This window comes from Pseudomonas koreensis, from assembly GCF_012986595.1.
Taxonomy (GTDB): domain Bacteria; phylum Pseudomonadota; class Gammaproteobacteria; order Pseudomonadales; family Pseudomonadaceae; genus Aquipseudomonas; species Aquipseudomonas koreensis.
In genome coordinates, this window is record NZ_JAAQYM010000004.1 from 19,594 (window position 1) to 44,596 (window position 25,003).

The 25,003-nt window shown below is 60.7% G+C and carries 20 protein-coding genes; 11 read left to right on the forward strand and 9 right to left on the reverse strand.

Annotated features, from left to right (window positions below; translation table 11 throughout):
* The first annotated feature begins 21 nt into the window (after positions 1-21).
* On the forward strand, positions 22-1,212 hold the full coding sequence (prpF, locus tag HBN98_RS13265; protein ID WP_083366500.1) for a 2-methylaconitate cis-trans isomerase PrpF: 1,191 nt from the start codon (positions 22-24) through the stop codon (positions 1,210-1,212).
* Positions 1,213-1,386: 174 nt separating this feature from the next.
* On the forward strand, positions 1,387-2,871 hold the full coding sequence (gene prpD, locus HBN98_RS13270) for a 2-methylcitrate dehydratase (protein ID WP_083366499.1): 1,485 nt from the start codon (positions 1,387-1,389) through the stop codon (positions 2,869-2,871).
* A 24-nt stretch (positions 2,872-2,895) separates the two neighbouring features.
* Here the strand turns inward: prpD and HBN98_RS13275 are convergent, their stop codons facing one another.
* The 4 genes from HBN98_RS13275 to HBN98_RS13290 all read right to left on the reverse strand — a co-directional run bounded on the left by HBN98_RS13275 (position 2,896) and on the right by HBN98_RS13290 (position 7,946).
* Complete coding sequence (locus tag HBN98_RS13275) at positions 2,896-4,218, reverse strand: ABC transporter ATP-binding protein (protein ID WP_083366498.1); 1,323 nt, start codon at positions 4,216-4,218, stop codon at positions 2,896-2,898.
* A 14-nt stretch (positions 4,219-4,232) separates the two neighbouring features.
* Entirely contained in the window at positions 4,233-5,978 is a 1,746-nt protein-coding gene (locus tag HBN98_RS13280) for an ABC transporter permease (RefSeq protein ID WP_083366497.1), read from the reverse strand.
* 278 nt (positions 5,979-6,256) lie between these two features.
* The gene (locus HBN98_RS13285) at positions 6,257-6,985 is read right to left on the reverse strand and encodes an alanyl-tRNA editing protein (RefSeq protein WP_083366496.1); all 729 of its coding nucleotides are present in this window, start codon (positions 6,983-6,985) and stop codon (positions 6,257-6,259) included.
* Positions 6,986-7,025: 40 nt separating this feature from the next.
* The gene (locus HBN98_RS13290; RefSeq protein WP_083366495.1) at positions 7,026-7,946 is read right to left on the reverse strand and encodes a DMT family transporter; all 921 of its coding nucleotides are present in this window, start codon (positions 7,944-7,946) and stop codon (positions 7,026-7,028) included.
* Between the two features lie 90 nt (positions 7,947-8,036).
* Between HBN98_RS13290 and HBN98_RS13295 the strand changes: the two genes are divergently transcribed.
* Positions 8,037-9,446 carry an aminotransferase-like domain-containing protein gene (locus tag HBN98_RS13295; RefSeq protein WP_083366494.1) on the forward strand — a complete coding sequence of 470 codons (1,410 nt, stop codon included), beginning with the start codon at positions 8,037-8,039 and terminating at the stop codon, positions 9,444-9,446.
* A 50-nt stretch (positions 9,447-9,496) separates the two neighbouring features.
* Here the strand turns inward: HBN98_RS13295 and ppsR are convergent, their stop codons facing one another.
* Positions 9,497-10,315 (reverse strand): posphoenolpyruvate synthetase regulatory kinase/phosphorylase PpsR, encoded by an 819-nt coding sequence (gene ppsR / locus HBN98_RS13300; RefSeq protein ID WP_064586756.1) that lies wholly within the window; start codon positions 10,313-10,315, stop codon positions 9,497-9,499.
* A 174-nt stretch (positions 10,316-10,489) separates the two neighbouring features.
* Here ppsR and ppsA point away from each other — a divergent pair, with 174 nt between their 5' ends.
* From ppsA to HBN98_RS13340, 8 genes are all read left to right on the forward strand, one after another.
* Entirely contained in the window at positions 10,490-12,865 is a 2,376-nt protein-coding gene (ppsA, locus tag HBN98_RS13305; RefSeq protein WP_083366493.1) for a phosphoenolpyruvate synthase, read from the forward strand.
* 97 nt (positions 12,866-12,962) lie between these two features.
* Positions 12,963-13,952, forward strand: a complete 990-nt coding sequence (locus HBN98_RS13310; RefSeq protein ID WP_064586758.1) for an alpha/beta fold hydrolase — start codon at positions 12,963-12,965, stop codon at positions 13,950-13,952.
* A gap of 226 nt (positions 13,953-14,178) precedes the next feature.
* The gene (gene rraA, locus HBN98_RS13315) at positions 14,179-14,670 is read left to right on the forward strand and encodes a ribonuclease E activity regulator RraA (protein WP_083366492.1); all 492 of its coding nucleotides are present in this window, start codon (positions 14,179-14,181) and stop codon (positions 14,668-14,670) included.
* 21 nt (positions 14,671-14,691) lie between these two features.
* Positions 14,692-15,687 (forward strand): zinc transporter ZntB, encoded by a 996-nt coding sequence (locus HBN98_RS13320; RefSeq protein WP_083366491.1) that lies wholly within the window; start codon positions 14,692-14,694, stop codon positions 15,685-15,687.
* A 63-nt stretch (positions 15,688-15,750) separates the two neighbouring features.
* Positions 15,751-15,999 carry a hypothetical protein gene (locus HBN98_RS13325; RefSeq protein WP_003223293.1) on the forward strand — a complete coding sequence of 83 codons (249 nt, stop codon included), beginning with the start codon at positions 15,751-15,753 and terminating at the stop codon, positions 15,997-15,999.
* Between the two features lie 2 nt (positions 16,000-16,001).
* Positions 16,002-16,826, forward strand: coding sequence for a mechanosensitive ion channel family protein (locus HBN98_RS13330; protein WP_003223294.1), 825 nt, complete (start codon positions 16,002-16,004; stop codon positions 16,824-16,826).
* A gap of 87 nt (positions 16,827-16,913) precedes the next feature.
* On the forward strand, positions 16,914-17,504 hold the full coding sequence (gene sigX / locus HBN98_RS13335; RefSeq protein WP_011333251.1) for an RNA polymerase sigma factor SigX: 591 nt from the start codon (positions 16,914-16,916) through the stop codon (positions 17,502-17,504).
* Between the two features lie 107 nt (positions 17,505-17,611).
* The gene (locus tag HBN98_RS13340) at positions 17,612-18,661 is read left to right on the forward strand and encodes an OmpA family protein (protein ID WP_064586761.1); all 1,050 of its coding nucleotides are present in this window, start codon (positions 17,612-17,614) and stop codon (positions 18,659-18,661) included.
* A gap of 75 nt (positions 18,662-18,736) precedes the next feature.
* Here HBN98_RS13340 and cobA read toward each other — a convergent pair whose 3' ends face one another.
* The 4 genes from cobA to nirB are packed head-to-tail and all read right to left on the reverse strand — an operon-like array spanning position 18,737 to position 24,984.
* Entirely contained in the window at positions 18,737-19,489 is a 753-nt protein-coding gene (gene cobA / locus HBN98_RS13345; protein WP_064586762.1) for a uroporphyrinogen-III C-methyltransferase, read from the reverse strand.
* 13 nt (positions 19,490-19,502) lie between these two features.
* Complete coding sequence (locus tag HBN98_RS13350) at positions 19,503-22,217, reverse strand: nitrate reductase (protein ID WP_083366490.1); 2,715 nt, start codon at positions 22,215-22,217, stop codon at positions 19,503-19,505.
* Positions 22,217-22,534 (reverse strand): nitrite reductase small subunit NirD, encoded by a 318-nt coding sequence (gene nirD / locus HBN98_RS13355; protein WP_083366489.1) that lies wholly within the window; start codon positions 22,532-22,534, stop codon positions 22,217-22,219. The genes HBN98_RS13350 and nirD overlap by 1 nt, the downstream gene beginning before the upstream one ends.
* Positions 22,531-24,984, reverse strand: a complete 2,454-nt coding sequence (gene nirB, locus HBN98_RS13360) for a nitrite reductase large subunit NirB (protein ID WP_064589971.1) — start codon at positions 24,982-24,984, stop codon at positions 22,531-22,533. Before nirB ends, nirD begins: the two co-directional genes overlap by 4 nt.
* Positions 24,985-25,003 lie beyond the last annotated feature (19 nt).

Genomic DNA, 25,003 nt, shown 5'->3' on the forward strand with positions numbered 1-25,003 from the left:
ATGCCTTCGGTAAGGAGCATCATGGCTCACGCACCACAAATAAAGATCCCCGCCACCTACATGCGCGGCGGCACCAGCAAAGGCGTGTTCTTCAGCCTCAAGGATCTGCCCGAAGCCGCGCAGGTTCCCGGCCCCGCCCGCGATGCCTTGCTGCTGCGGGTGATCGGCAGCCCCGACCCGTACGACAAGCAGATCGACGGCATGGGCGGCGCCACCTCGAGCACCAGCAAAACCGTGATCCTGTCGAAAAGCATCAAGGCCGATCACGACGTCGATTACCTGTTCGGTCAGGTGTCGATCGACAAGCCGTTCGTGGACTGGAGCGGCAACTGCGGCAACCTCTCGGCGGCGGTCGGCTCGTTCGCCATCAGCAACGGTCTGGTCGATGCCAGCCGCATTCCGCACAACGGTGTGGCGGTGGTGCGCGTGTGGCAAGCCAACATCGGCAAGACCATCATCGCCCACGTCCCCATCACCAACGGTGAGGTGCAGGAAACCGGTGACTTCGAACTCGACGGCGTGACCTTTCCGGCGGCCGAAGTGCAAGTCGAATTCATGGACCCGGCGGCGGAAGAAGAGGGCGGCGGTGGCTCGATGTTCCCCACCGGCAAGCTGATCGATCAGCTTGAGGTGCCGGGTGTCGGCACGTTCCAGGCGACCATGATCAATGCCGGGATCCCGACGATTTTCGTCAACGCCGAAGACATCGGCTACACCGGCACCGAGCTGCAAAGCGCGATCAACAGCGATCCGAAAGCGCTGCAGATGTTCGAAACCATCCGCGCCTACGGTGCGCTGCGCATGGGCCTGATCAGCCATCTGGATGAAGCGGCCAAGCGGCAGCACACACCGAAAGTCGCGTTCGTGGCCAAGCCTGCGGATTACGTTGCGTCCAGCGGCAAGGCGATTGCCGCCGGTGACGTCGACCTGCTGGTGCGTGCGCTGTCGATGGGCAAATTGCACCACGCGATGATGGGCACGGCAGCGGTGGCGATCGGCACGGCGGCGGCGATTTCCGGGACCTTGGTCAACCTTGCGGCGGGTGGTGTCGAGCGCAATGCCGTGCGCTTCGGTCATCCGTCCGGGACCCTGCGCGTCGGCGCCGAGGCCAGTCTGGAAAACGGTGAGTGGGTGGTGAAAAAAGCCATCATGAGCCGCAGTGCACGGGTGCTGATGGAAGGCTACGTGCGCGTGCCCGGCGACTCCTTCTGACCCAACACATAACCCCTCGTAGGAGCTGCCGAAGGCTGCGATCTTTTGATTTTGAAGATCAGGATCAAAAGATCGCAGCCTTCGGCAGCTCCTACAGGGAGTGCATTCAATAATAAAAAATTGCCAGCCTGAACCGAGGTCCCATCAACGAACCACTGCCAGAGTGAATCGAACATGAGCGCCAACGTCGACCTGAACAACCGCCCCGACTACGACCGTGTCCTGCAGGACATCGCCGATTACGTCCTCACTTTCAAAATCCAGTCTGCCGAAGCCCTCGATACCGCCCGCAACTGCCTGATGGATACGTTGGGCTGTGGCCTGCTGGCGTTGCGCTTTCCCGAATGCACCAAACACCTGGGCCCGCTCGTCGAAGGCACCGTGGTGCCGTTTGGCGCGCGGGTGCCCGGCACGTCGTATCGCCTCGACCCGGTAAAAGCCGCGTGGGACATCGGCTGCATCGTGCGCTGGCTCGATTACAACGACACCTGGCTCGCCGCCGAGTGGGGGCATCCGTCGGACAACCTTGGCGGGATTCTCGCGGTAGCCGATCACCTGTCGCAAAAGCGCCTGGCCAATGGTGAAGCGCCGCTGACGGTGCGCGATGTGCTCGAAGCGATGATCATGGCCCACGAGATTCAAGGCGTGATCGCGCTGGAAAACGCCTTCAATCGCGTCGGCCTCGATCATGTCCTGCTGGTGAAGGTGGCTTCGACTGCGGTCACCGCGAAACTGATGGGCGCCAGCCGCGAGCAACTGTTGTCGGCGTTGTCGCATGCTTTCGCCGACGGGCAGGCGCTGCGCACCTATCGCCATGCGCCGAATGCCGGGTCGCGCAAATCCTGGGCGGCGGGAGATGCGACCAGTCGTGGCGTGCGTCTGGCCGACATCGCCCTGCGCGGCGAAATGGGTATTCCCGGCGTGCTGACGGCCAGGCAATGGGGCTTCTACGATGTGTCGTTCAGCCACACCAACAACGATCTGGCGCTCAAGCCAGAGGGCAAGCGTGCCTTCAGTTTTTCGCGGCCCTACGGCAGTTATGTGATGGAAAACGTGCTGTTCAAGATCAGTTTCCCCGCCGAGTTCCACGCGCAAACCGCCTGCGAAGCGGCGGTCATCCTGCACCCGTTGGTGCGCAATCGGCTGCACGAGATTGACCGCATCGTCATCACCACCCACGAGTCGGCGATTCGCATCATTTCCAAGGTCGGGCCGCTGGCCAACGCCGCTGACCGCGACCACTGCATTCAGTACATGACCGCCGTACCGCTGGCGTTCGGTAATCTGGTGGCGGAGCAGTACGAGGATGATTTCCACGCCGCGCACCCGATCATCGATGTGCTGCGCGAGAAAATGGTCATCGTCGAAGACCCGCGTTTCACCCGCGAATACCTGGAGGCCGACAAACGCTCGATTGCCAACGCCGTGCAGGTGTTTTTCAAGGACGGTTCCAGCACCGAGAATGTGGTGGTCGAATACCCGATCGGCCATCGTCGGCGTCGTGCCGAAGGCATTCCTTTGCTCGAAGACAAGTTCAAGGCCAACCTGGCGACGCGCTTCACCGGCCAGCGCAGCCAGCAGATCTTCACCTTGTGCAAGGATCAGGCGCAGCTTGAAGCCACGCCGGTCCATCGCTTCGTCGACCTGTTGGTGATTTAGGCGCAGCGCCAGAGATGCCGAGGGCTACAGGCTGCCCTCGACATCCTCCAGGCTGAACGTTTCGGTGTGGTCGTCGTAGGAGAAAATCTCCGCGTAACGGCCCCAGGCGATCACCACTTCCAGGGTTTTCTCGACGAAGGCTTCGGTCAACGAGTCCTGCAGTTCCTGCTCGAAACGCACTCGCGGCGCACGGTGACCATTGCGCTCCAGCAGCACCTGACGGATGCGCGCCGCCAGCGGCACATGGCGAATCAGGTGCTCGGCGAACAGGGTTTTGCGTTCCTGGGTGCCGTAGTCAGCGAACAGTTTGCCGGCCTCGGTCAGGGTGATGTCGGCACCCTTGAGTTCGGCGAAACCTAGGTGCTCGATCATCTCGGCCACCGGAAACAGGTCATCGACTTCCAGCAAGCGCCGCTCGGCCACAGTGGGCAGACCGGCGTGGCCGTTGTAGGGTTCGGCGGCGATCGTTTCAATCAGGCCGGCCATCAGGTTGGTCGACACTTCCGGCAGCGGGCTGCTCATTTTCAGCTCGGGCTTGCCGGCACTGGCATCGGCGCTGCGGCGGTCGGTCATCTGCGCGTAAATGTCATCGACCATCTGCCGGAAAGTCGGATCCAGCCGATTGCGTGGGTGGGCGAACGGCACTTTGATTTCCGCCACCACCCGCCCGGGGTTGGACGACAACACCAGAATGCGGTCGCACATCAGCACCGCTTCTTCGATGTTGTGGGTGACGATCAGGATCGATTTGATCGGCAGTTGCTTGCCGCTCCACAGATCCAGCAGATCCGTGCGCAAGGTTTCAGCGGTCAGCACATCCAGCGCCGAGAACGGTTCGTCCATCAACAACAGAGTCGGGTTGACCACCAGTGCGCGGGCGAAGCCCACACGTTGGCGCATGCCCCCGGACAGCTCGCGCGGGTAGGCGTTTTCGAAGCCGTCGAGGCCGATCAGGTCGATCGCCGCCAAGGCGCGTTTGCGCGCGGCCTTGCGCTCGACCTGCAACGCTTGCAGGCCGGCCTCGACGTTTTCCAGCACCGTCAGCCACGGGAACAGCGCAAAAGTCTGGAACACCATCGCCACACCTTCGGCCGGGCCGTCGAGCGGTTTGCCGTTGTACAGGACTTCGCCCGACGAAGGTTCGATCAGCCCGGCGATGATCCGCAGCAAGGTCGACTTGCCCGAGCCGGAGCGGCCGAGCATGCCGACGATCTCGCCCTCGCGCAGGGTCAGATCGACGCCGCTGAGCACCTGCAGTTCTTCCTTGCCTTTGCCAAACACCCGGTTCACATCGCTGAGCGAATAGATTTCAGGGCTGGCGGCGGTTGGTTCGGTATAGGTATTCATCACAGCGAATCCCATCAATTGAGGCGGAGTTTGTTTTCGGCCACGGCGTACATCGGCCGCCAGACCAGGCGATTGAAGGCCACGACGAAGATCGCCATCACCACCACGCCCAAGGTGATTTTCGGAAAGTCCCCGGCGGCGGTGGTCTGGGCGATGTACGCCCCGAGGCCGTGGGCGACGACTTTGTCCTGCCCCCAGGAGACGAATTCGGAAACGATGCTGGCGTTCCACGCGCCGCCCGAAGCGGTAATGGCGCCGGTCACGTAGTAAGGGAAAATCCCCGGCAGCATGACCTTGCGCCACCACAACCAGCCGCGAATGCGGAAGTTGATCGCGGCTTCCTTGTAGTCATTGGGGAAGGCGCTGGCCCCGGCGATCACGTTGAACAGGATGTACCACTGCGTACCGAGCACGATCAGCGGGCTGAGCCAGATGTCCGGGTTCAACTGGTAGCGCAGGATGACGATGACGAACACCGGGAACAGCAGGTTCGCCGGGAATGCCGCAAGGAATTGCGCCAGTGGCTGGATCTTTTCCGCCAGCGCCGGGCGCAGGCCGATCATCACCCCCAGCGGCACCCAGATCAGCGAGGCGATGAAGATCAGCCCGGCCACCCGCAGCAGGGTGAAGCACCCCAGCAGCAATACGTGGCCAACCTCGCCGAGGGTCACTTCGGTGCCGACATACAGCACGATGTGGTACAGCGCGTAAGCGGTGAGCAGTGCGATCAGCGTGCCCCAGACCCCGTCGATCAGCTTCGACGTCGCCGGGTTGTCCGAGGCGATGGCCTGGCGCGCCGCACGCGGCAGGTTCAAGCGCATGTTGCCGAGCCGGCTGATGACGCGGCTGAACGGGCGCAGCAGGCGCTGGATCAAGCGGGTGCGCTGGATCAGGTTCAGCACCCACGACTCTGGCGCGGCGGTCTGCGAAGCCGTGTTCTCCATGCGGAACTTGTCGGCCCAGGCCACCAGCGGGCGGAACAGAAACTGGTCGTAGATCAGGATGACCACGATCATGGTCAGGATCACGTAACCCACCGCGTGCAGGTTCTGCTGCGCAATGGCCAAGGCCAGGTATGAACCGATTCCCGGCAGGGTGATGGTCTGGTCGCCGACGGTGATCGCTTCCGACGCCACCACGAAGAACCAGCCGCCGGACATGCTCATCATCATGTTCCAGATCAATCCGGGCATGGCGAACGGCACGTCGAGCTTCCAGAACTTCTGCCAGCCGGACAGTTGCAGGTTGGTCGACACCTCCACCAAGTCGCGCGGCAGCATGCGCAGCGACTGGTAGAAGCTGAAGGTCATGTTCCACGCCTGACTGGTGAAAATGGCAAAGATCGCGGCGAACTCGGCGCCCAGTACCCGGCCGGGAAACAGCAGCAGAAAGAACGTCACGGTGAACGAGATGTAACCCAGCACCGGCACCGATTGCAGGATGTCCAGCACCGGCACCAGCAGCTTTTCCGCGCGGCGGCTTTTGGCCGCCAATGTGCCGTAGAGCAGGGTGAAGATCAGTGCCGCGACCATCGCCGCGAGCATGCGCAAGGTGGTGCGCATCGCATACTCAGGCAGGTTGCCCGGGTCGAGGGAAATCACCTCGCTCTGCAAGGTGGTGATCGGCGCCCAGGTTTCCCGGGCGGTAATCGAGAAAAACAGCAGGAAGCCGACCACCAGCGGCAGGGCGATCAAATCCCAGCGATTGGGCAGCAGGCGTCTGGCCGTGGCCGGGATGTAGTGACGGAACACTTTCTTCATAAGCTGTGATTCCAGCGGTTTCCGAGTGGGGCGCGGCAGTCTGAGCGTAGCTTTTGTCTGCACGACCCACCGAGAATGAGCGGACGCTCGTTCTTCAGGTTCAAGTGGGAAGTGAATGTTGCAGGCCTGTTGAATTCGACAGGCCGGGAGGGCAGGCGCATCCGGGTGTTAACCCGGATGCGCTGCTTGCGCGGATTGTATTGTTTGAGATGTTACAAAGACGTAAAGAACGCGTCGGTTTTGGGTGAAGAAATTTTCATCCACGCAAGCTCGACCGTTCAGGCGAAACGCAGGATCACCCGACGATTGTGCTGGCTTTTCTTCTCGATTTTTTCGCAATAGACCTGGCCGATTTCCCGGGTGTTGAGCACGTGGGTGCCGCCACAGGGCTGCAGGTCGATGCCTGCCACCTCAATCACGCGCAGATCGCCCTGGATTGCCGGTGGCCGGTTGGTCTTGCTGCCGATCCGTTCCAGCGGCGCGGGGTATTGCGCGGCTGGCATGCTCAGGACGTTGACCGCGCACGCGCGCTCGATCAGCGCATTGAGGTCGCGGGTGATGCGGTCTTTGTCGAGGGTCATTTGCGGCAGATCGAAATCCAGCCGCCCCTTGTCGGCGCTGATGCTGCAACCGGTCACGGGTGCATCGATGAGCGCGCCCAGCAGGTGCAGGCAGGTGTGCATCTTCATATGCTGGTAACGCCGCTGCCAGTCGAGGCTGGCGTTGAGCAGCGTGCCGACGCCAAGGTGCGGCGGGCACTGCGCCACCTGGTGCCAGATGATCGACGGCAGCGCCGGGTCGCGCACGGTGCCGGTGACGTCGATCCGGGTACCGTCGGCCAGCGTGAAGTGCCCGCTGTCCCCCGGCTGCCCGCCGCCAGTGGGGTAGAACAGCGTGTGTTCGAGTACGACGGCCTGATCGACCACGCCGATCACTCGCGCGCTGAAATTGCGCCGGTAGGGTTCTGCGTTAAACAGGCTGAGGGTTTCCATGGTGTGTACCGACATTTGAACCTCCGATGTTCAAAGTTGAGTGTTGTGGGGGATTTCAACGCTTGAGTGGCAGCTTGGTGATCGCGAAACCGGCGAGCAGGATCGCTGAATACAGCATCAGCTCCCGTGATACCGGCGTGCCTTCGTACCAGGCGCCGATGAGCAGGGCGAATACCGGAAAAATGATGAACACGAACGACAGCAATACCGGGCTCAGGCGTTTGAGCAGGATGAAATACACGATGAAGCCGCCCACCGACGCCACCAGTCCGAGGTAGAGCAGGGCGCCCCAGGAGCGTGCGGTGATGTCCTTGAAGACCGGTGCTTCTACATTCAACCCGACAATAAATAACATCAGCCCGGCGATGCCGATCGGCAGGGTGTTGTAGGTGATCACGCTGATCGCGCTGCCGTGTTTCTTGGTCACCACGTAGCACAGCGCATGCAGGATCGCCGCACACAGAATCGCCAGCACACCGAGCCATTCGGCCTGATCCAGATGCAGGCCCTGGCTGCGAATGATCATGAACAGGCTGGCGAAACCGATGGCGATGCCGAGCAACTGTGTCGGGAGGATTTTCTCGCGCAGAAACAGCGCGGAAAAAATCAGGATGAACACCGGCATGCAACTGAACAGCAGCGCGGTCAGACCGGACGAAACATGCAGTTCGCCGTAGTTGAGCAAGTAGTACGGCAGGCTGAAATACGACAGCGTGACGAACACGAAAAACCAGTGACTCTGCCGCGGGAACAGCAGCGGCGCCTTGCGCAACACGGCGAAGCTGAGGAACAGCGGGAAGGCAATCAGAAAGCGCAGCCCCGCAGCCGTCAGCGGCGGCACGCTTTCCACGGCAATCTTGATCCCCAGCCAGGTGGTGCCCCAACTCAGACAGACGATCAGAAACAGCGTGCAGGTGAGCAAACCGGCGAGCCAGGGCTTGCTGGCGCTTAACGGGGCGCTGATGGCAGTCGACATGCTTGTACTCCGCAGCAGAGGAATTGACCTCGTCAGTGAAAAGGACTATCCCTGATTGCACCTGTTTTCAGCACGCTATTCGGGGCGACAATGACTGTCAAAGTAAGTATTGCCATGGTGTCAATCCTGCGTGACGGCCTCGCCAATGGCGTCGGCGTGAAGTACAAACGCCTGGCGGATGCGGTGGAAAAAGCGATTGCCGAAGGGGTGATCGCTGCCGGCGCGAAGTTGCCGCCGCACCGGTTATTGGCCGACAGCCTCGGCGTTACCATCGGCACCGTCAGTCGTGCCTATGGCGAATTGGAACGGGTCGGTCTGGTCGTCGCGCGTGTAGGAGACGGCACTTTCGTGCGTCAGCGCGGGATGGAACGAACGCGGGACAAGGGCTTTCGCAATGTCAGCGAAGAGCCGCGGGCTTGCTTCGACATGAGTCGGAATCAGCCGATTCCCGGGCAGGAAAGCGCTTTCATGAGTCTGACCCTACAGACCCTGGCCCACGATTCGCACAGCCTGCAGCAGTTGACCGGCTACACCGCCGAAACCGGCTTGCCCCGGCACCGACAGGCGGGCGCTTACTGGCTGAGCCATGGGGCATTTCAGGCGGATGCCGATCAGGTGTTGTGCGTCAACGGTGGTCAGCACGGGCTGCTGTGCGCATTGATGGGCTTGCTCAAGGCGGGTGACACGGTGGTCACCGAGCATCTTTCCTACCCGGGTTTGATCAGCGTCGCCCGCCAACTCGGGATCAAACTGATCGGTGTCGCAATGGATGCCGAAGGCCTGTTGCCGTCGGCACTGGAGGAGGTCTGCCGGCAGCATCGGGTGTCGGCATTGTATTGCACACCCACGATCCAGAATCCTACGGCGGCGGTGATGTCGGTACCACGGCGCGAAGCCATTGCCGACATCTGCCGGCAACACAATCTGCTGATCTTCGAGGACGAGGCGCATGCGCTGCTGGATCGCCAGCGACCGCTGCCCCTGAGCGCGTTTGCGCCGGAGCGGGCGGTGCTGATCGGCAGTTTGAGCAAAGCGGTGTCAGCCGGGCTGCGTGTCGGTTACCTGCACGCGCCGCACGCGTTACTCGGGCGTTTGAGTTCAGCCATTCGCGGGACGTGCTGGATGGCCAATCCGTTGGCAATGGAGGTGGCGTGCCGCTGGATCGAAAGCGGCATTGCCACACAACTGCTCAACGAGCAAATCAGTGAAATTGGCCGGCGCAAGGCCCTGGTCAGCGCGACGTTGCAAGACCTGGCGTACAGGACGCACGTCAACAGCCCGCATTTCTGGATCGAAGTACCCGAGCTATGGCGCGCGTCGCAGATTGCTGCGGAACTGAAGGAGAACAACTACCTGGTGTCCACCGCCGAAGCCTTTGCGGTCGGGCATGCGGCGGTGCCGCAGTTCATTCGGGCGAGTGTGTGCAACTCGGTGGGGGATGACCGGTTATTGCTGGGCGGGTTTGAAGCGTTGGCCAGGGCATTAACAGAGACCGTGTGATCGTTCATCGCGGGCACACCCGCGATGGCGCCAGATCAGCCTCCACAAATCTACTTGAACCGCCGCTCCACACCTTTCTCCACCAGAATCTTCGCCGAAATCTCTTCCACCGAAAAATGCGTGGAGTTGATGTGAGGAATGTTCTCGCGGCGGAACAGGTTTTCCACTTCGCGCACTTCGAATTCGCACTGGGCGTAGCTCGAGTAGCGGCTGTTGGGCTTGCGCTCGTTGCGGATCGCGGTGAGGCGGTCCGGGTCGATGGTCAGGCCGAACAGTTTGTGCTGATGGGCGCGCAGGGCGGTCGGCAGGGTCAGGCGCTCCATGTCGTCTTCGGTCAGCGGGTAGTTGGCCGCGCGGATGCCGAATTGCATCGCCATGTACAGACACGTCGGCGTCTTACCACAACGCGACACGCCCACTAGTATCAGGTCGGCCTTGTCGTAATAGTGGGTGCGCGCGCCGTCGTCGTTGTCGAGGGCGAAGTTCACCGCCTCGATGCGCTCCATGTAATTGGAGTTGTGCCCGATCGAATGCGACTTGCCGACGGTGTAGGAAGAATGCTCGGTCAGTTCTTGTTCGAGCGGCGCCAGGAAGGTCGAGAAAATGTCGATCATGAAACCATTGGAGGTCGCGAGAATCTCACGGATGTCCTGATTGACGATGGTGTCGAAGATGATCGGGCGCAAGCCGTCGGTTTCAGCGGCTTTGTTGATTTGTTGTACCATGGCCCGCGCTTTGTCCACGTTGTCGATATACGGCCGCGTGAGCTTGGTGAAGGTAATGTTTTCGAACTGCGCCAGAAGGCTTTGACCCAGGGTTTCGGCGGTAATGCCGGTGCCATCGGAGATAAAGAAAGCAGATCGTTTCATTTGCACCTTGGGCCTTAAGCTAATGAGCATTCTTGGATATGATAGGCGCGATTTGCCGGCCGCCATTGGCCCGCATTCTCACTTATTTTCCAGGTCCAGGCCATACAGCCGGCCAACGCTCCCCCGAGCTGCCGGTTTCTGAGCTTTTCCAACACAGTTAGTGGAGAGATCACCTTGGTAGAGTACGTAGTTTCCCTCGATAAGCTCGGCAAACACGATGTTGAGCATGTGGGGGGCAAGAACGCATCCCTGGGCGAGATGATCAGCAACCTGGCGGGTGCCGGTGTGTCGGTCCCCGGCGGCTTTGCCACCACCGCGCAGGCCTATCGCGACTTTCTCGAACTGAGCGGCCTCAACGATCAGATCCACAAGGCTCTCGACGCCCTGGACGTCGACGACGTCAATGCGCTGGCCAAGACTGGCGCGCAGATCCGTCAATGGATCATGGACGCCGAATTCCCTGAAAAACTCAATGCCGAGATCCGCACCGCGTTCGCCGCGTTGTCGGCCGGTAATCCTGACGTGGCCGTGGCCGTGCGTTCCTCGGCAACCGCCGAAGACTTGCCGGACGCATCGTTTGCCGGCCAGCAGGAAACCTTCCTGAACATCCGTGGTGTGGAAAACGTTATCCGCGCCGCCAAAGAGGTGTTCGCCTCGCTGTTCAACGACCGTGCGATTTCCTACCGCGTGCACCAGGGCTTCGACCACAAACTGGTCGCCCTGTCGGCAGGCGTGCAGCGCATGGTGCGTTCGGAAACCGGCACCGCCGGCGTGATGTTCACCCTCGATACCGAATCCGGTTTCCGTGACGTGGTGTTCATCACCGGCGCCTACGGCCTGGGCGAAACCGTCGTACAAGGCGCGGTGAACCCCGACGAATTCTACGTACACAAAGGCACCCTGGAGGCTGGTCGCCCGGCGATCCTGCGGCGCAACCTCGGCAGCAAAGCGATCAAGATGATCTACGGCGACGAGGCCAAGGCCGGTCGTTCCGTGAAGACTGTCGATGTCGACAAGGCTGAACGCGCGCGCTTCTGCCTGACCGACGCCGAAGTCAGCGAACTGGCCAAGCAGGCGATGATCATCGAGAAGCACTATGGCTGCCCGATGGACATTGAATGGGCCAAGGACGGTGACGACGGCAAGCTGTACATCGTGCAAGCGCGTCCGGAAACCGTGAAAAGCCGTACCCAGGTCAACGTCATGGAACGTTACCTGTTGAAAGAAACCGGCACTGTGCTGGTGGAAGGTCGTGCCATTGGCCAGCGCATCGGCGCCGGTAAAGTGCGGATCATCAAGGACGTCTCGGAAATGGACAAAGTCCAGGCCGGCGACGTATTGGTCTCCGACATGACCGACCCGGACTGGGAACCGGTCATGAAGCGCGCCAGCGCCATCGTCACCAACCGTGGCGGCCGTACCTGCCACGCGGCGATCATCGCCCGTGAACTGGGGATTCCGGCGGTGGTGGGTTGCGGCAACGCCACTCAGCTGCTGAAGGATGGCCAGGGTGTGACCGTGTCCTGCGCCGAAGGCGATACCGGTTACATTTTCGAAGGCGAGCTGGGCTTCGACGTCAAGAAAAACTCCGTGGACGCCATGCCGGAGCTGCCGTTCAAGATCATGATGAACGTCGGCAACCCGGACCGTGCCTTCGACTTCGCACAGCTGCCAAACGCCGGTGTGGGCCTGGCCCGTCTGGAGTTCATCATCAACCGCATGATCGGCGTGCACCCCAAGGCACTGCTGAACTACGACGGCCTGCCGCAGGAAATCAAGGACAGCGTCGACAAGCGCATCGCCGGTTACGACGATCCGGTCGGCTTCTACGTCGAAAAACTGGTTGAAGGCATCAGCACCCTCGCTGCTGCGTTCTGGCCGAAGAAGGTCATCGTGCGGCTGTCGGACTTCAAGTCCAACGAGTACGCCAACCTGATCGGCGGCAAGCTGTACGAGCCGGAAGAAGAAAACCCGATGCTGGGCTTCCGTGGCGCTTCGCGTTACATCAGCGAATCGTTCCGTGACTGCTTCGAACTCGAATGCCGCGCGCTGAAGCGCGTACGCAACGAGATGGGCCTGACCAACGTCGAAATCATGGTGCCGTTCGTCCGTACCCTCGGCGAAGCCAGCCAAGTGGTCGACCTGCTCGCCGAAAACGGCCTGGCCCGTGGCGACAACGGTCTGCGCGTGATCATGATGTGCGAGCTGCCGTCCAACGCGATTCTCGCTGAAGAGTTCCTCGAATTCTTCGACGGCTTCTCGATCGGTTCCAACGACCTGACCCAGCTGACACTGGGCCTGGACCGTGACTCCGGGATCATCGCGCACCTGTTCGACGAGCGTAATCCGGCGGTGAAGAAGCTGCTGGCGAACGCGATTGCCGCGTGCAACAAGGCCGGCAAGTACATCGGCATCTGCGGTCAGGGCCCTTCGGACCACCCGGACCTGGCCAAATGGCTGATGGAGCAGGGCATCGAAAGCGTGTCGCTGAACCCCGACTCCGTATTGGAAACCTGGTTCTTCCTCGCGGAAGGTCAGGCACCGGCCTGATAAGTATGTGAACGGCCCGCTCCCGCAGGGGAGCGGGGCCTTGAGATTGAGTAGGGCGGGCTCCTGTAGATGCCGCCCTTTTTTGTGCAAGAGCATTATGCAAAGCAGCAGCAACCTATTTCCTGTCGCCCTGATCAGCGCCGAACGACGCGGTGATCTGAGCGAAGACGTCTATCGTTTGAAACCCGGCAACAGCCCGGACTGGTCCGTGGAGATCGCCGTGACCCGCTTGGGCATGGCCGACGAGCCAGCCTCCCGTGGCGTGCCGGTGATTCTGCTGCACGGCAGTTTTTCCAATCGACGCTTCTGGTTTTCCCCCAAAGGCCTGGGTTTGGGCGCCTACCTGACGCGCCTGGGCTTCGATGTGTGGATCCCGGAAATGCGCGGCCACGGCCTGTCGCAGCGCAACGAAGACTATCGGCGCAATCGCGTGGCCGACTACGCCCGTTACGATCTGCCGGCGATTGCCGCGTTCGTGCGCGAGCAGAGCGGGCAGGTGCCGCACTGGATCGGCCATTCGCTGGGCGGCATCACCCTGGCGGCGGCGCTGGGCGGCGAATACCTCGGCGAGCCGGCGGTGGCCTCGGCGGCGTTTTTCGGCACCCAGGTCAGTCGCACGTATTGGCCGCTGAAGATCCCGCCGGTGGAGTGGAGCGGGCGCTTCATTCTCAAGCGTTTCGCGCAATTGTCCGGCTCACGCCTCAAGCGCGGTCCGGAAGACGAGCCGATCGGGCTGGCGCTGGAAAGCATGCGCTGGTACGGCCTGTTCGGGCGTTTTGGCGACAAGGACAAGGATTGGTGGGCCGGTCTCGCCGAGGTGCAGGTGCCGGTTCTGGCCGTAACGGCGGTGGGGGATCATCAGGATCCGGCGTGGGCCTGTCGCAAACTGTTCGAACAGATCGGTTCCGAGCACAAACAGTTCGTCAATCTGGGGCGCGAACAGGGCTTCAGCGACAACTTCGGGCATGTCGAGATGCTGGTGAGCAAGGCAGCGCAAGCCGAGGTCTGGCCGCTGGTGGCGCGCTGGCTGCAGGATCAGCACACACCATTGCTGGGCGAAAAGCCGGATCTGGCCGCCGCGGTCTGAGTCGAAGGCTCTGAAAAGGGCATTTCGTTCGGATCGGCTTGCGGCTAAGATATGACGCATTGTGCAATTCTGGTCATATTTGGTGGCTGTTTAGCTATTACGTTTCAGCGTTTGTTCAGGTTCGTTCAGCGACCATTGCATGAACTAAGGTAAACAGCGACCGCCGGGACTCGTTACAAAAGAGTGCGACATCCTTGATCGTCTTCCTTGTTACAGGAGTTTTTCGATGAACCATTACCTCACGCCTGACCTGTGCGACGCCTATCCGGAGCTGGTGCAGGTGCTGGAACCGATGTTCAGCAATTTCGGCGGCCGTGATTCCTTCGGCGGCGAAATCGTGACCGTCAAATGCTTCGAAGACAACTCGCTGGTCAAGGAACAGGCCGAGCTCAAGGGCAACGGCAAGGTGCTGGTGGTCGATGGCGGCGGTTCGCTGCGTCGCGCGCTGCTGGGCGACATGATCGCCGAGAAAGCCGCGAAAAACGGCTGGGAAGGGATGGTCATCTACGGTTGCATCCGTGATGTCGACGTCATTGCCCAGACCGATCTCGGCGTGCAGGCGCTGGCCAGCCATCCGATGAAGACCGAAAAGCGCGGCATCGGCGACCTCAACGTGCCAGTGACTTTCGCCGGTGTGACGTTCCACCCGGGCCACTACATTTATGCGGACAACAACGGCGTGATCGTTTCGCCAAGTCCGCTGCAGATGCCTGAATAAGTTTTCGATAAAGGGATGCGGATGTTCGAGGAAGAAAACGCGCAGTGGGGGCTGGTGCACGCCCTGGTACTGGACGGTAAAGGCGGTGCGCGTTCGATAGCCCGGACTGAGCTCGACGATCTGCAGCTGCAGGCGCATGAGAGCCTGTGGCTGCACTGGGATCGCAGTCACCCGCAAACCCAGACCTGGCTGCGCAAATCCAGCGGCCTGAATGAATTCGCCTGCGACCTGCTGCTCGAAGAAAATACCCGGCCGCGCCTGTTGCCATTGCCGGATGCCGAGCTCCTGCTGTTTCTGCGCGGGGTCAACCTCAATCCAGGTGCCGAGCCGGAAGACATGGTCTCGGTGCGGATTTTCGCCTCCGCCCAGCGCGTCATCTCGTTGCGTTTGCGTCCGCTGCGCGCCACCGATGAACTGTTGGCGCTGTTGAGTGAGGGCCAAGGCCCGAAAACTTCCTCGGAATTGATCCTCTATCTGGCGCAATTGCTCACCCACAAGGTGCAGGATCTGGTCACGTGCCTGTCGGAACTGGTCGATGAAGAGGAAGAAAAACTGGATGCCGACGAACGGTATACCCCCGAGCATGGCTCGATTTTGCACATCCGTCGCCGGGCGGCCGGACTGAAGCGTTTTCTGGCACCGCAGCGGGATATTTTCGGACAACTGACGCGGATAAAACTGCCGTGGTTTGTCGACGATGACGCCGACTACTGGAACGAATTGAACAACAGCCTGACCCGCTATCTCGAAGAGCTCGAATTGACCCGAGAGCGCATGGGGCTTGTGCTGGAGGCCGAAGACCGGCGTTTGAACGTGCGCATGAATCGCACGATGTACCGCTTCGGCATCATCACCTGCATCTTCCTGCCGATGAGTTTTCTCACCGGTCTGCTGGGTATCAACGTCGGCGGAATTCCGTTCTCGAGCAGCCCTTATGGTTTCCTGATTGCCTGCCTGACCGTGCTGGCGATGGCCTTCGGTCAGTGGTGGTTATTCCGCCGTTTGCGCTGGGTATGAAAATGCAACATGTGACCCGACCAAATCTGCCCGCGTCTTTCACAGACATCACGAGAGGTGCGTATGCACGATCCGTTTGAACAGTCTCTGCGCGACATGCTCAACGCCTCGCCGTCCAGCCGCGACGACGACGCTTGCTTGGGTCGCGTACTCAAAACCGCCAACCGCCAGGTCGGCGCCGGTGATCTGTTCAGCCTGCTGGGCCGCTGGCTGCCCGCGCTGATGATCGCCCTGAATAACGGATCGGCACACGTCTCGCCGGTTTCCCGTCTTCGTAAAACTACTGCACGCACTGCTGATAAGGCTGATTGAATATGGAACTTGATCTCTGGACTCAGAGCCTCGTCACTGCAATGACTGCGTTGTGGACCAAAGTCGCCAATTTCATCCCGAACCTGTTCGGCGCACTGGTCGTGCTGCTGTTGGGCTTCGTGGTGGCCAAGCTGCTCGATACCTTGCTCTCCAAGTTGCTCGCCAAGCTGGGCCTCGATCGCCTGATGGGCGGCACCGGGCTGACCAAGTTGATGTCGCGGGCCGGGCTGCAAGTGCCGATTTCGACTCTGATCGGCAAGATCGTCTATTGGTTCGTTCTGCTGATTTTCCTGGTTTCTGCAGCAGAGTCGCTTGGACTTGAGCGAGTTTCAGCTACGCTGGACATGCTGGCGCTGTATTTGCCGAAAGTTTTCGGTGCCGCGCTGGTGCTGCTGGTCGGTGTTTTGCTCGCACAACTGGCCAACGGCCTGGTGCGCGGGGCGGCGGAAGGCGTAGGACTGGACTACGCTTCGGGTTTGGGTCGCATTGCCCAGGGGCTGGTGATCATCATCAGCATCTCGGTCGCGATCAGCCAGCTTGAGGTCAAGACTGACCTGCTGAACCATGTGATTGTCATTGTATTGATTACCGTTGGTCTGGCGGTTGCGCTGGCAATGGGGTTGGGAAGCCGGGAAATTGCCGGTCAGATTCTTGCGGGAATCTATGTGCGTGAGTTGTATCAGGTTGGGCAACAAGTGCGTGTTGGTGAGGTCGAAGGCCAGATCGAGGAAATCGGCACGGTTAAAACCACATTGCTGACCGATGACGGTGAGCTAGTCTCACTCTCCAATCGGATCCTGCTGGAACAGCATGTGAGTAGCCGCTAACCCGGCAAACCCTGCTAATGTATGCCGCCGCGAAATGCCCTGAGAGGGTAGCGGCGGACATTGACCTGACTGTCGGCACGACTTGTTTTGAATAAAGCCCAAACGCTATCCACGCGCTATGACCCCCGTGAGCTCTCTGATGAGGAGCTGGTCGCGCGCTCGCATACCGAGCTGTTTCACGTAACGCGCGCCTATGAAGAGCTGATGCGCCGGTACCAGCGAACATTATTTAACGTTTGTGCGAGATATCTTGGGAACGATCGCGACGCAGACGATGTCTGTCAGGAAGTGATGCTGAAGGTGCTGTACGGCCTGAAGAACTTCGAGGGGAAATCGAAGTTCAAGACCTGGCTGTACAGCATCACTTACAACGAATGCATCACGCAGTATCGGAAGGAACGGCGAAAGCGTCGCTTGATGGACGCTTTGAGTCTGGACCCCCTGGAAGAAGCGTCGGAAGAAAAGGCGCCGAAACCCGAGGAAAAGGGCGGACTTGATCGCTGGCTGGTGTATGTGAACCCGATTGACCGTGAAATTCTGGTGCTACGATTTGTCGCAGAACTTGAGTTTCAGGAGATCGCAGACATCATGCACATGGGTTTGAGTGCGACAAAAATGCGGTACAAACGTGCTCTAGACAAATTACGTGAGAAATTTGCAGGCATTGCTGAAACTTAGTTCAGCGCAAATATCTCTTACGTGTAGGCAAGTTCTGATAGACTTGCCGCCGAGTTGTCCCCCGGTTTGCGGGACTGCTTCACAATCACCAGATGGGGATTTAACGGATGAAACTGAAAAACACCTTGGGCTTGGCCATTGGTTCTCTTATTGCCGCTACTTCGTTCGGCGCACTGGCACAAGGCCAAGGCGCAGTTGAAGGCGAGATCAACTACAAGAAGCAGTACAACGACAGCATTGATCATGTCGAAGACGGCTTCAACCCAGGCGCCAAAATCGGTTACTTCCTGACCGACGACGTCTCCGTCAACTTCGGCTGGGATCGTAACAACCACACCCGTTCGAACGACGGTACCGGTAGCCAAAAACTGCGCGGTGACAACTTCGGTCTGACCGCTCAATACCACTTCAACAACGCTGGCGACGCTCTGCGTCCATACGTTGAAGGTGGCGTTAAGCACGGCAACCTGACCAACGTAGCTGCTGACGGCCACACCGGTCGCGACCAGTCGACTTTCCTGACTGCTGGCGCTGGCGTTAAGTACTACTTCGCCGAAAACTTCTTCGCCCGTGCTGGCGTAGAAGCTGACTACAAACTGGACAACGGCCGTTGGGACTACGCTCCATCGGTTGGTCTGGGTGTGAACTTCGGTGGCGGCGGCAAGCCAGCTGCTGCTCCAGTTCCAGCACCAGCTGAAGTCTGCTCCGACAGCGACAACGATGGCGTTTGCGACAACGTTGACAAGTGCCCGGACACCCCAGCCAACGTAACTGTTGACGCTGATGGCTGCCCAGCAGTTGCTGAAGTTGTTCGTGTAGAGCTGGACGTGAAGTTCGACTTCGACAAGTCGGTCGTCAAGCCAAACAGCTACGCTGACATCAAGAACCTGGCTGACTTCATGAAGCAGTACCCAGCCACTCACACCACTGTTGAAGGTCACACTGACTCCGTCGGTCCTGACGCTTACAACCAGAAACTGTCTGAGCGTCGTGCAAACGCCGTTAAGCAAGTTCTGACCCAGCAGTACGGTGTTGAGTCGTCCCGCGTTCAGTCGATCGGCTACGGCGAATCCCGCCCAGTTGCTGACAACAAAACTGAAGCTGGTCGCGCTGTTAACCGTCGCGTAGAAGCGCAGGTTGAAGCTCAAGCTAAGTAATTAGCTCGCCGCTTTGAGAAAAGCCCGGCTCAGGCCGGGCTTTTCTTTGCCTGCGATTTGGTGAAACCGGGATTGTCAGGCCAATCGGTTGGCTGGCCAGTGAATCGAATCGACTTGGGTTGCAGCCGCTGCGACGGCGCCTATGACCAGAATCGCAGGGCTCTTGAGCTGGAAACCAAGGGCATCGTCTTCCATCGCTGTCAGATTGCTGCGGCATTCGCGCTGCTCCGGCAACGAGGCGTTCTCGATCATCGCCACCGGCGTATCCGCCGCCATGCCGCCCGCCAGCAGTTGCTCGCGAATCTCACCGAGCTTCGCCACCCCCATGTAAATCACCAGCGTCGTCCCGCCTTGCGCTAGCGCCCGCCAGTTCAACTGGCTGTCGTCCTGTGTGTGGGCCGTGACCAGCGTCACGCCCCGGGCCACGCCGCGCAAAGTCAGCGGAATATCACACTGGGTCGCGCCGGCCAGTCCGGCGGTGATGCCATTGACTAGCTCCACCTCGACCCCGCGCTCGCGCAACCACTGAGCTTCCTCACCCCCACGCCCGAAAATGCACGGATCGCCGCCCTTGAGCCGCACTACGCATTTGCCCTGACGGGCATAACGCAGCATCAGCCGATGGATGAACGCCTGGGGCGTCGAGCGGCAGCCGCCGCGTTTGCCGACCGCGATAATCCGCGCAGCAGGGCAGTGCTCAAGTACCGCCTCATTGACCAGATCGTCGATCAGCACCACCTCGGCCTCGCGCAAGGCACGCGCCGCTTTGAGCGTCAGCAATTCAGGATCACCGGGGCCCGCGCCCACCAGCCAGACTTTCGCGTTCATGGTGTTTTCCTCTTCAGATGACGGCGACCGGACGCACTTCGGCGGTCAGCAAACGCTTGATTTCCGGGACGCAGGAACCGCATTGCGTGCCGCACCCCAACTTGTTTTTCAAACCCTGCAGATCCAGACCTTCACGGATACCGGCGCAGACCGCGCTGTGGCTGACGTTCTTGCAGTTGCACAAGGTTTTGTCCGCCACAACCTGCGCGCTGGCATTGCCCGGCGGTGCACTCATCGGTGCCAGCAGCCAGCGCCGCAGTTGTTCGTCGGCACGACCCTCCAGCCACAGGCCTTGCAACCAGTGCTGAGCGAGGGTTTCGCCGGCCAGGCGGATCGCGGTGATTCGCCCGTTTTCGATGCGCACCCGTTTACCGATGGCGCGGCGAGGATCGTCATAAGCCAGCACCGGCCCGTCGATCAGGGCCAGGCACTGGTCGATTTCACGCAGTAATTGCGGTTCTGGTGCCACTGCGCTGGCTGCGCGTATCAGCAGCGCAGGCCGTTCACGTCCGACAAGGCTGAGACTTGCGTAGGAAAACGCCTCACAGAGCGGTCGAAGCGCCTCGAAATGCCGTTGAACATCGCCCTCGATCAGTGCGAACAGTTGCCATGGCAAATTCACCGGCTCCAGCCGCACACCGCTATGCTTGAGTTCCGGCTGTTTCGACAAAGGATCGAAGGCGGGCAGGGTCAGGCTGTTCACACCGCCCTTGAGGAAACGATCACCCCAGTGCATCGGCAGGAACGCCTGGCCCGGACGCACGCTGTCATCGCTGGCGACCGCCACAATCACCGCGCCCCGACGACTTTTCAGATTCACCAGATCCCCCGGCTGCAAGCGGTGACGGCGCAATTCGTCCGGATGCAGGCTCAACACGGCTTCGCTGACATGACCGAATAACTGCGCCGCCGTGCCGGTGCGGCTCATGCCGTGCCATTGATCACGCAGGCGGCCGGTGATCAGGGTCAGGGGAAAACGTGCGTCGCGTTGTTCCTTGGCGGCGCGATAGGGATCGGCAACGAACTGCGCGCGCCCGTTCGCTGTAGGAAAGATCCCGTCGCCATACAGTCGGGCTGTGCCTTGGCGAGCGCCAGCGGGGAAGGGCCATTGCTGTGGTCCCAGCTCATCAATCAACCCATGGCTGACCCCGGACAAATCCAGATCGCGTCCTCGGGTCAGTTGTTTGTACTCGTCAAAAAGCTGCGCCGGTTGTTCGAACGCAAACAGCCCCGGCTGCTGCGGGCGCAGACGCTTCTCCAGGCGTTGTGCGAAATCTACGGTGATCGCCCAGTCCGGTCGTGCCTCACCCGGTGCGGCAATGGCCTGGCGGACGTGGGAAATCCGCCGTTCGGAGTTGGTCACCGAACCTTCCTTCTCGCCCCAACTGGCCGCCGGCAACAGCAGATCGGCAAACGCTGCGGTTTCGGTGGTGCGAAACGCCTCCTGCAACACCACGAACGGACAAGTCTCCAGCGCGGCGCGCACGGCGTTCTGATCCGGCATCGATTGTGCGGGGTTGGTGCAGGCAATCCACAACGCCTTGATCTTGCCGCTGCGCACCTGTTCAAACAGTTCGATGGCGCTGAGACCGGTATTCTCCGGCAGCTTATCCACACCCCAATACGCCGCTACTTCGGCGCGGTGCTCCGGATTGGCGACTTCACGGTGACCTGGCAACAAGTTGGAAAGGCTGCCGGTTTCCCGTCCGCCCATGGCATTCGGCTGACCGGTCAGGGAGAAAGGTCCTGCACCCGGACGGCCGATTTGCCCGGTGGCCAAGTGCAGATTGATCAGCGCGCTGTTCTTCGCGCTACCAGCGGTGGATTGGTTCAGGCCCATGCACCACAGCGACAGAAAACTCGGCGCGGTGCCGATCCATTCGGCGCATTGCTGCAACTGCTCGACACTGATCCCGCACAGTTGCGACACCATCGCCGGCGTGTAGTCGCGCACCAGGCTTTTCAGCTCGGCGAGACCATCGGTGTGAGCCTGGATGAAGTCGCGGTCGATCCAGTCTTCCCACAACAGCAGATGCAAAATTCCATGGAACAACGCGACATCGGTGCCCGGCAGAATCGCCAGATGCAGGTCCGCCAGATCGCAGGTGTCGGTGCGCCGTGGATCAATAACGACGACTTTCATCTGCGGGCGGTGGGATTTGGCTTCTTCGAGGCGGCGAAAAAGTACCGGGTGGGCGTAGGCCATGTTACTGCCGACGATCACCACGCAATCGCTCAACTCCAGGTCTTCGTAGCTGCACGGCGGTGCGTCGGCGCCGAGGCTGCGCTTGTAGCCGACCACCGCCGAAGACATGCACAACCGCGAATTGCTGTCGATGTTATTGGTGCCGACCAGCGCCCGCGCCAGTTTGTTGAAGGCGTAGTAATCCTCGGTCAGCAACTGCCCGGAGATGTAGAACGCCACGCTGTCCGGGCCGTGTTCGGCGATGGTGTCAGTGAACACGTTGGTGGCGTGATCCAGCGCGGTGTCCCAGTCGCAACGACTGCGCGCCAAGCCTTTGCCCAGGCGCAATTCCGGGTACAACGCCCGTGCTGCCAAATCACCGGTCAGGTGCAGGGTCGAGCCTTTGCTGCACAGTTTGCCGAAGTTGGCCGGATGCGCCGGATCGCCGCTGACGCCGAGAATGCGCTCGCCGTCATGCTCGATCAGCACGCCGCAGCCGACTCCGCAATAACAGCAGGTCGAGGCGGTCGTCTGGCGGTTCATCAGACGGCGTCCCGCAGGGCCAGTTGCACGCGGCCGTTTTCGACCCGGGCCTGATGATGGTGCGCGCAGCCGATATCCGGGGCCTGGGCTTCGCCGGACTGCAGGTCGATCTGCCAGTTGTGCAACGGGCAGGCCACGCGCTTGCCGTAGATCAGGCCTTGGGACAGCGGTCCGCCCTTGTGCGGGCAGCGGTCATCGAGTGCGAAAACTTCGTCGTCGCTTGTGCGAAAGATCGCGATGTCACCTTTGGGCCCGGCGATGATCCGCGAACCGAGGGCGTTGATCTCTTCCAGGGCACAGATATCGAGCCAGTTCATGCCGGCACCTCCAGGTTTCTCACGGGGATCACGTCGAATTCTTTTTTCAGTTGCGGCTGGGCGAGGCGCTCTTTCCACGGATCCTGTTCGAACGACAGGGAGAACTGCAGGCGCTCGTTCAGGGCCTTGCGACGCTCGGGATCTTCCAGCACGGCTTTCTTGATGTGCTCCATGCCGACCCGTTGCAGATAGTGCACGGTGCGCTCGAGGTAGAACGCTTCTTCGCGGTACAGCTGCAGGAACGCGCCGTTGTATTCGCGCACTTCCTCGGCGGTCTTGAGCTTGACGAAGAACTCGGCGACTTCGGTCTTGATCCCGCCGTTGCCACCGATGTACATCTCCCAGCCGGAATCGACGCCGATGATTCCTACGTCCTTGATCCCCGCTTCCGAACAGTTGCGTGGGCATCCGGAGACCGCCAGCTTCACTTTGTGCGGCGACCACATGTTGAACAGATCGTGTTCGAGGTCGATGCCCAATTGGGTCGAATTCTGCGTGCCGAAGCGGCAGAACTCGCTGCCGACGCAGGTTTTCACGGTGCGGATCGATTTGCCGTAGGCGTGGCCGGACGGCATGTCGAGGTCCTTCCACACACCGGGCAAGTCCTGTTTTTTGATCCCCAGCAAGTCGATGCGCTGGCCGCCGGTGACCTTGACCATCGGCACCTGATATTTGTCCGCCACGTCGGCGATCCGCCGCAGTTCCGACGGGTTGGTCACGCCGCCCCACATCCGTGGCACCACCGAATAGGTGCCGTCCTTCTGGATGTTGGCGTGGGCCCGCTCGTTGATCAGGCGCGACTGCGGATCGTCCTTGGCCTCGCCGGGCCAAGTGGAAATTAGGTAGTAGTTGAGGGCCGGGCGGCAGGTAGCGCAGCCGTTGGGGGTGCGCCAGTTGAGGTAGCTCATGGTGCCGGCGATGGTCAGCAGATGCTGTTCGCGAATCGCCTGGCGGATCTGGCCATGGTTGAGGTCGCTGCAACCGCAGATGGCTTTTTCGCTTTTCGGTTTGACGTCCGCCGCACCGCCGACGGTGTTGATCAGGATCTGCTCGACCAGCCCGGCGCAGGAGCCGCAGGAGCTAGCGGCCTTAGTGTGTTTCTTCACTTCGTCGACGCTGAACAGGCCGTGTTCCTGAATCGCCTTGACGATGGTGCCCTTGCACACGCCGTTGCAGCCGCAGACTTCGGCGTTGTCGGCCATGCTCATAGCCTTGTCTTGGCCCTGATGTCCTACATCGCCAAGTGCGTTTTCTCCGAACATGAGGTGATCGCGGATCTCGCCGATGGCGTGATTCTCACGAATCTGCCGGAAATACCAACCGCCATCTGCCGTATCGCCGTACAGACAAGCGCCGACCAGCACGTCATCCTTGATCACCAGTTTTTTGTACACCCCGCCGATCGGGTCGGAGAGGGTGATGGTCTCGGTGCCTTCGCCGCCCATGAAGTCGCCAGCGGAAAACAGGTCGATGCCGGTGACTTTCAATTTGGTCGACGTCACCGAGCCCTGATAACGGGCGAAACCCAATTGGGCCAGGTGGTTGGCGCAGACCTTGGCCTGTTCGAACAACGGCGCCACCAGGCCGTAGGCGATGCCACGGTGGCTGGCGCACTCGCCGATGGCATAGATGCGCGGGTCGTAGGTTTGCAGGGTGTCGTTGACCAGAATCCCGCGATTGCACGGAATGCCGGCCTTTTCCGCGAGTTCGGTGTTGGGGCGAATGCCGGCGGCCATGACCACCAGATCGGCAGGAATGATGTCGCCATTCTTGAACTGCACCGAGCCCACGCGACCGTTGCCGGCGTCGTGCAGGGCCTGGGTCTGTTCGCACAGGCGAAAGTGCAGGCCACGGGATTCGAGGGCGGTTTGCAGGAGCTGGCCACTGGTCTTGTCCAGTTGCCGCTCCAGCAGCCACTCACCGAGGTGCACCACGGTGACGTGCATGCCGCGCAGCATCAGGCCGTTGGCCGCTTCGAGGCCGAGCAGGCCGCCGCCGATCACCACGGCGTGCTTGTGGGTTTTGGCGGTGTCGATCATCGCCTGGGTGTCGGCAATGTCCCGGTAGCCGATCACGCCCTGCAAGGTGTTGCCGGGGATCGGCAGGATGAACGGGGTCGAGCCGGTGGCGATCAGCAGGCGATCGTATTCGGCCTCGGTGCCATCCTCGGCGATCACCCGGCGTTTAACCCGGTCGATCTCCACCACTTTGCGGTTGAGCAGCAGTTTGATGTTGTTTTCCAGATACCAGTCGAGGTCGTTGAGCACAATCTCTTCGAAGGTCTGTTCGCCGGCCAGCACCGGCGACAGCAGGATGCGGTTGTAGTTGGTGTGCGGTTCGGCGCCGAAGACCGTGATGTCGTACAGCTCGTTGCTCAGCTTGAGCAGTTCTTCCAGGGTGCGAACCCCGGCCATGCCATTGCCGATCATCACCAGTTTGAGTTTTTTCATCAGGTTCTCCGGGAGCATC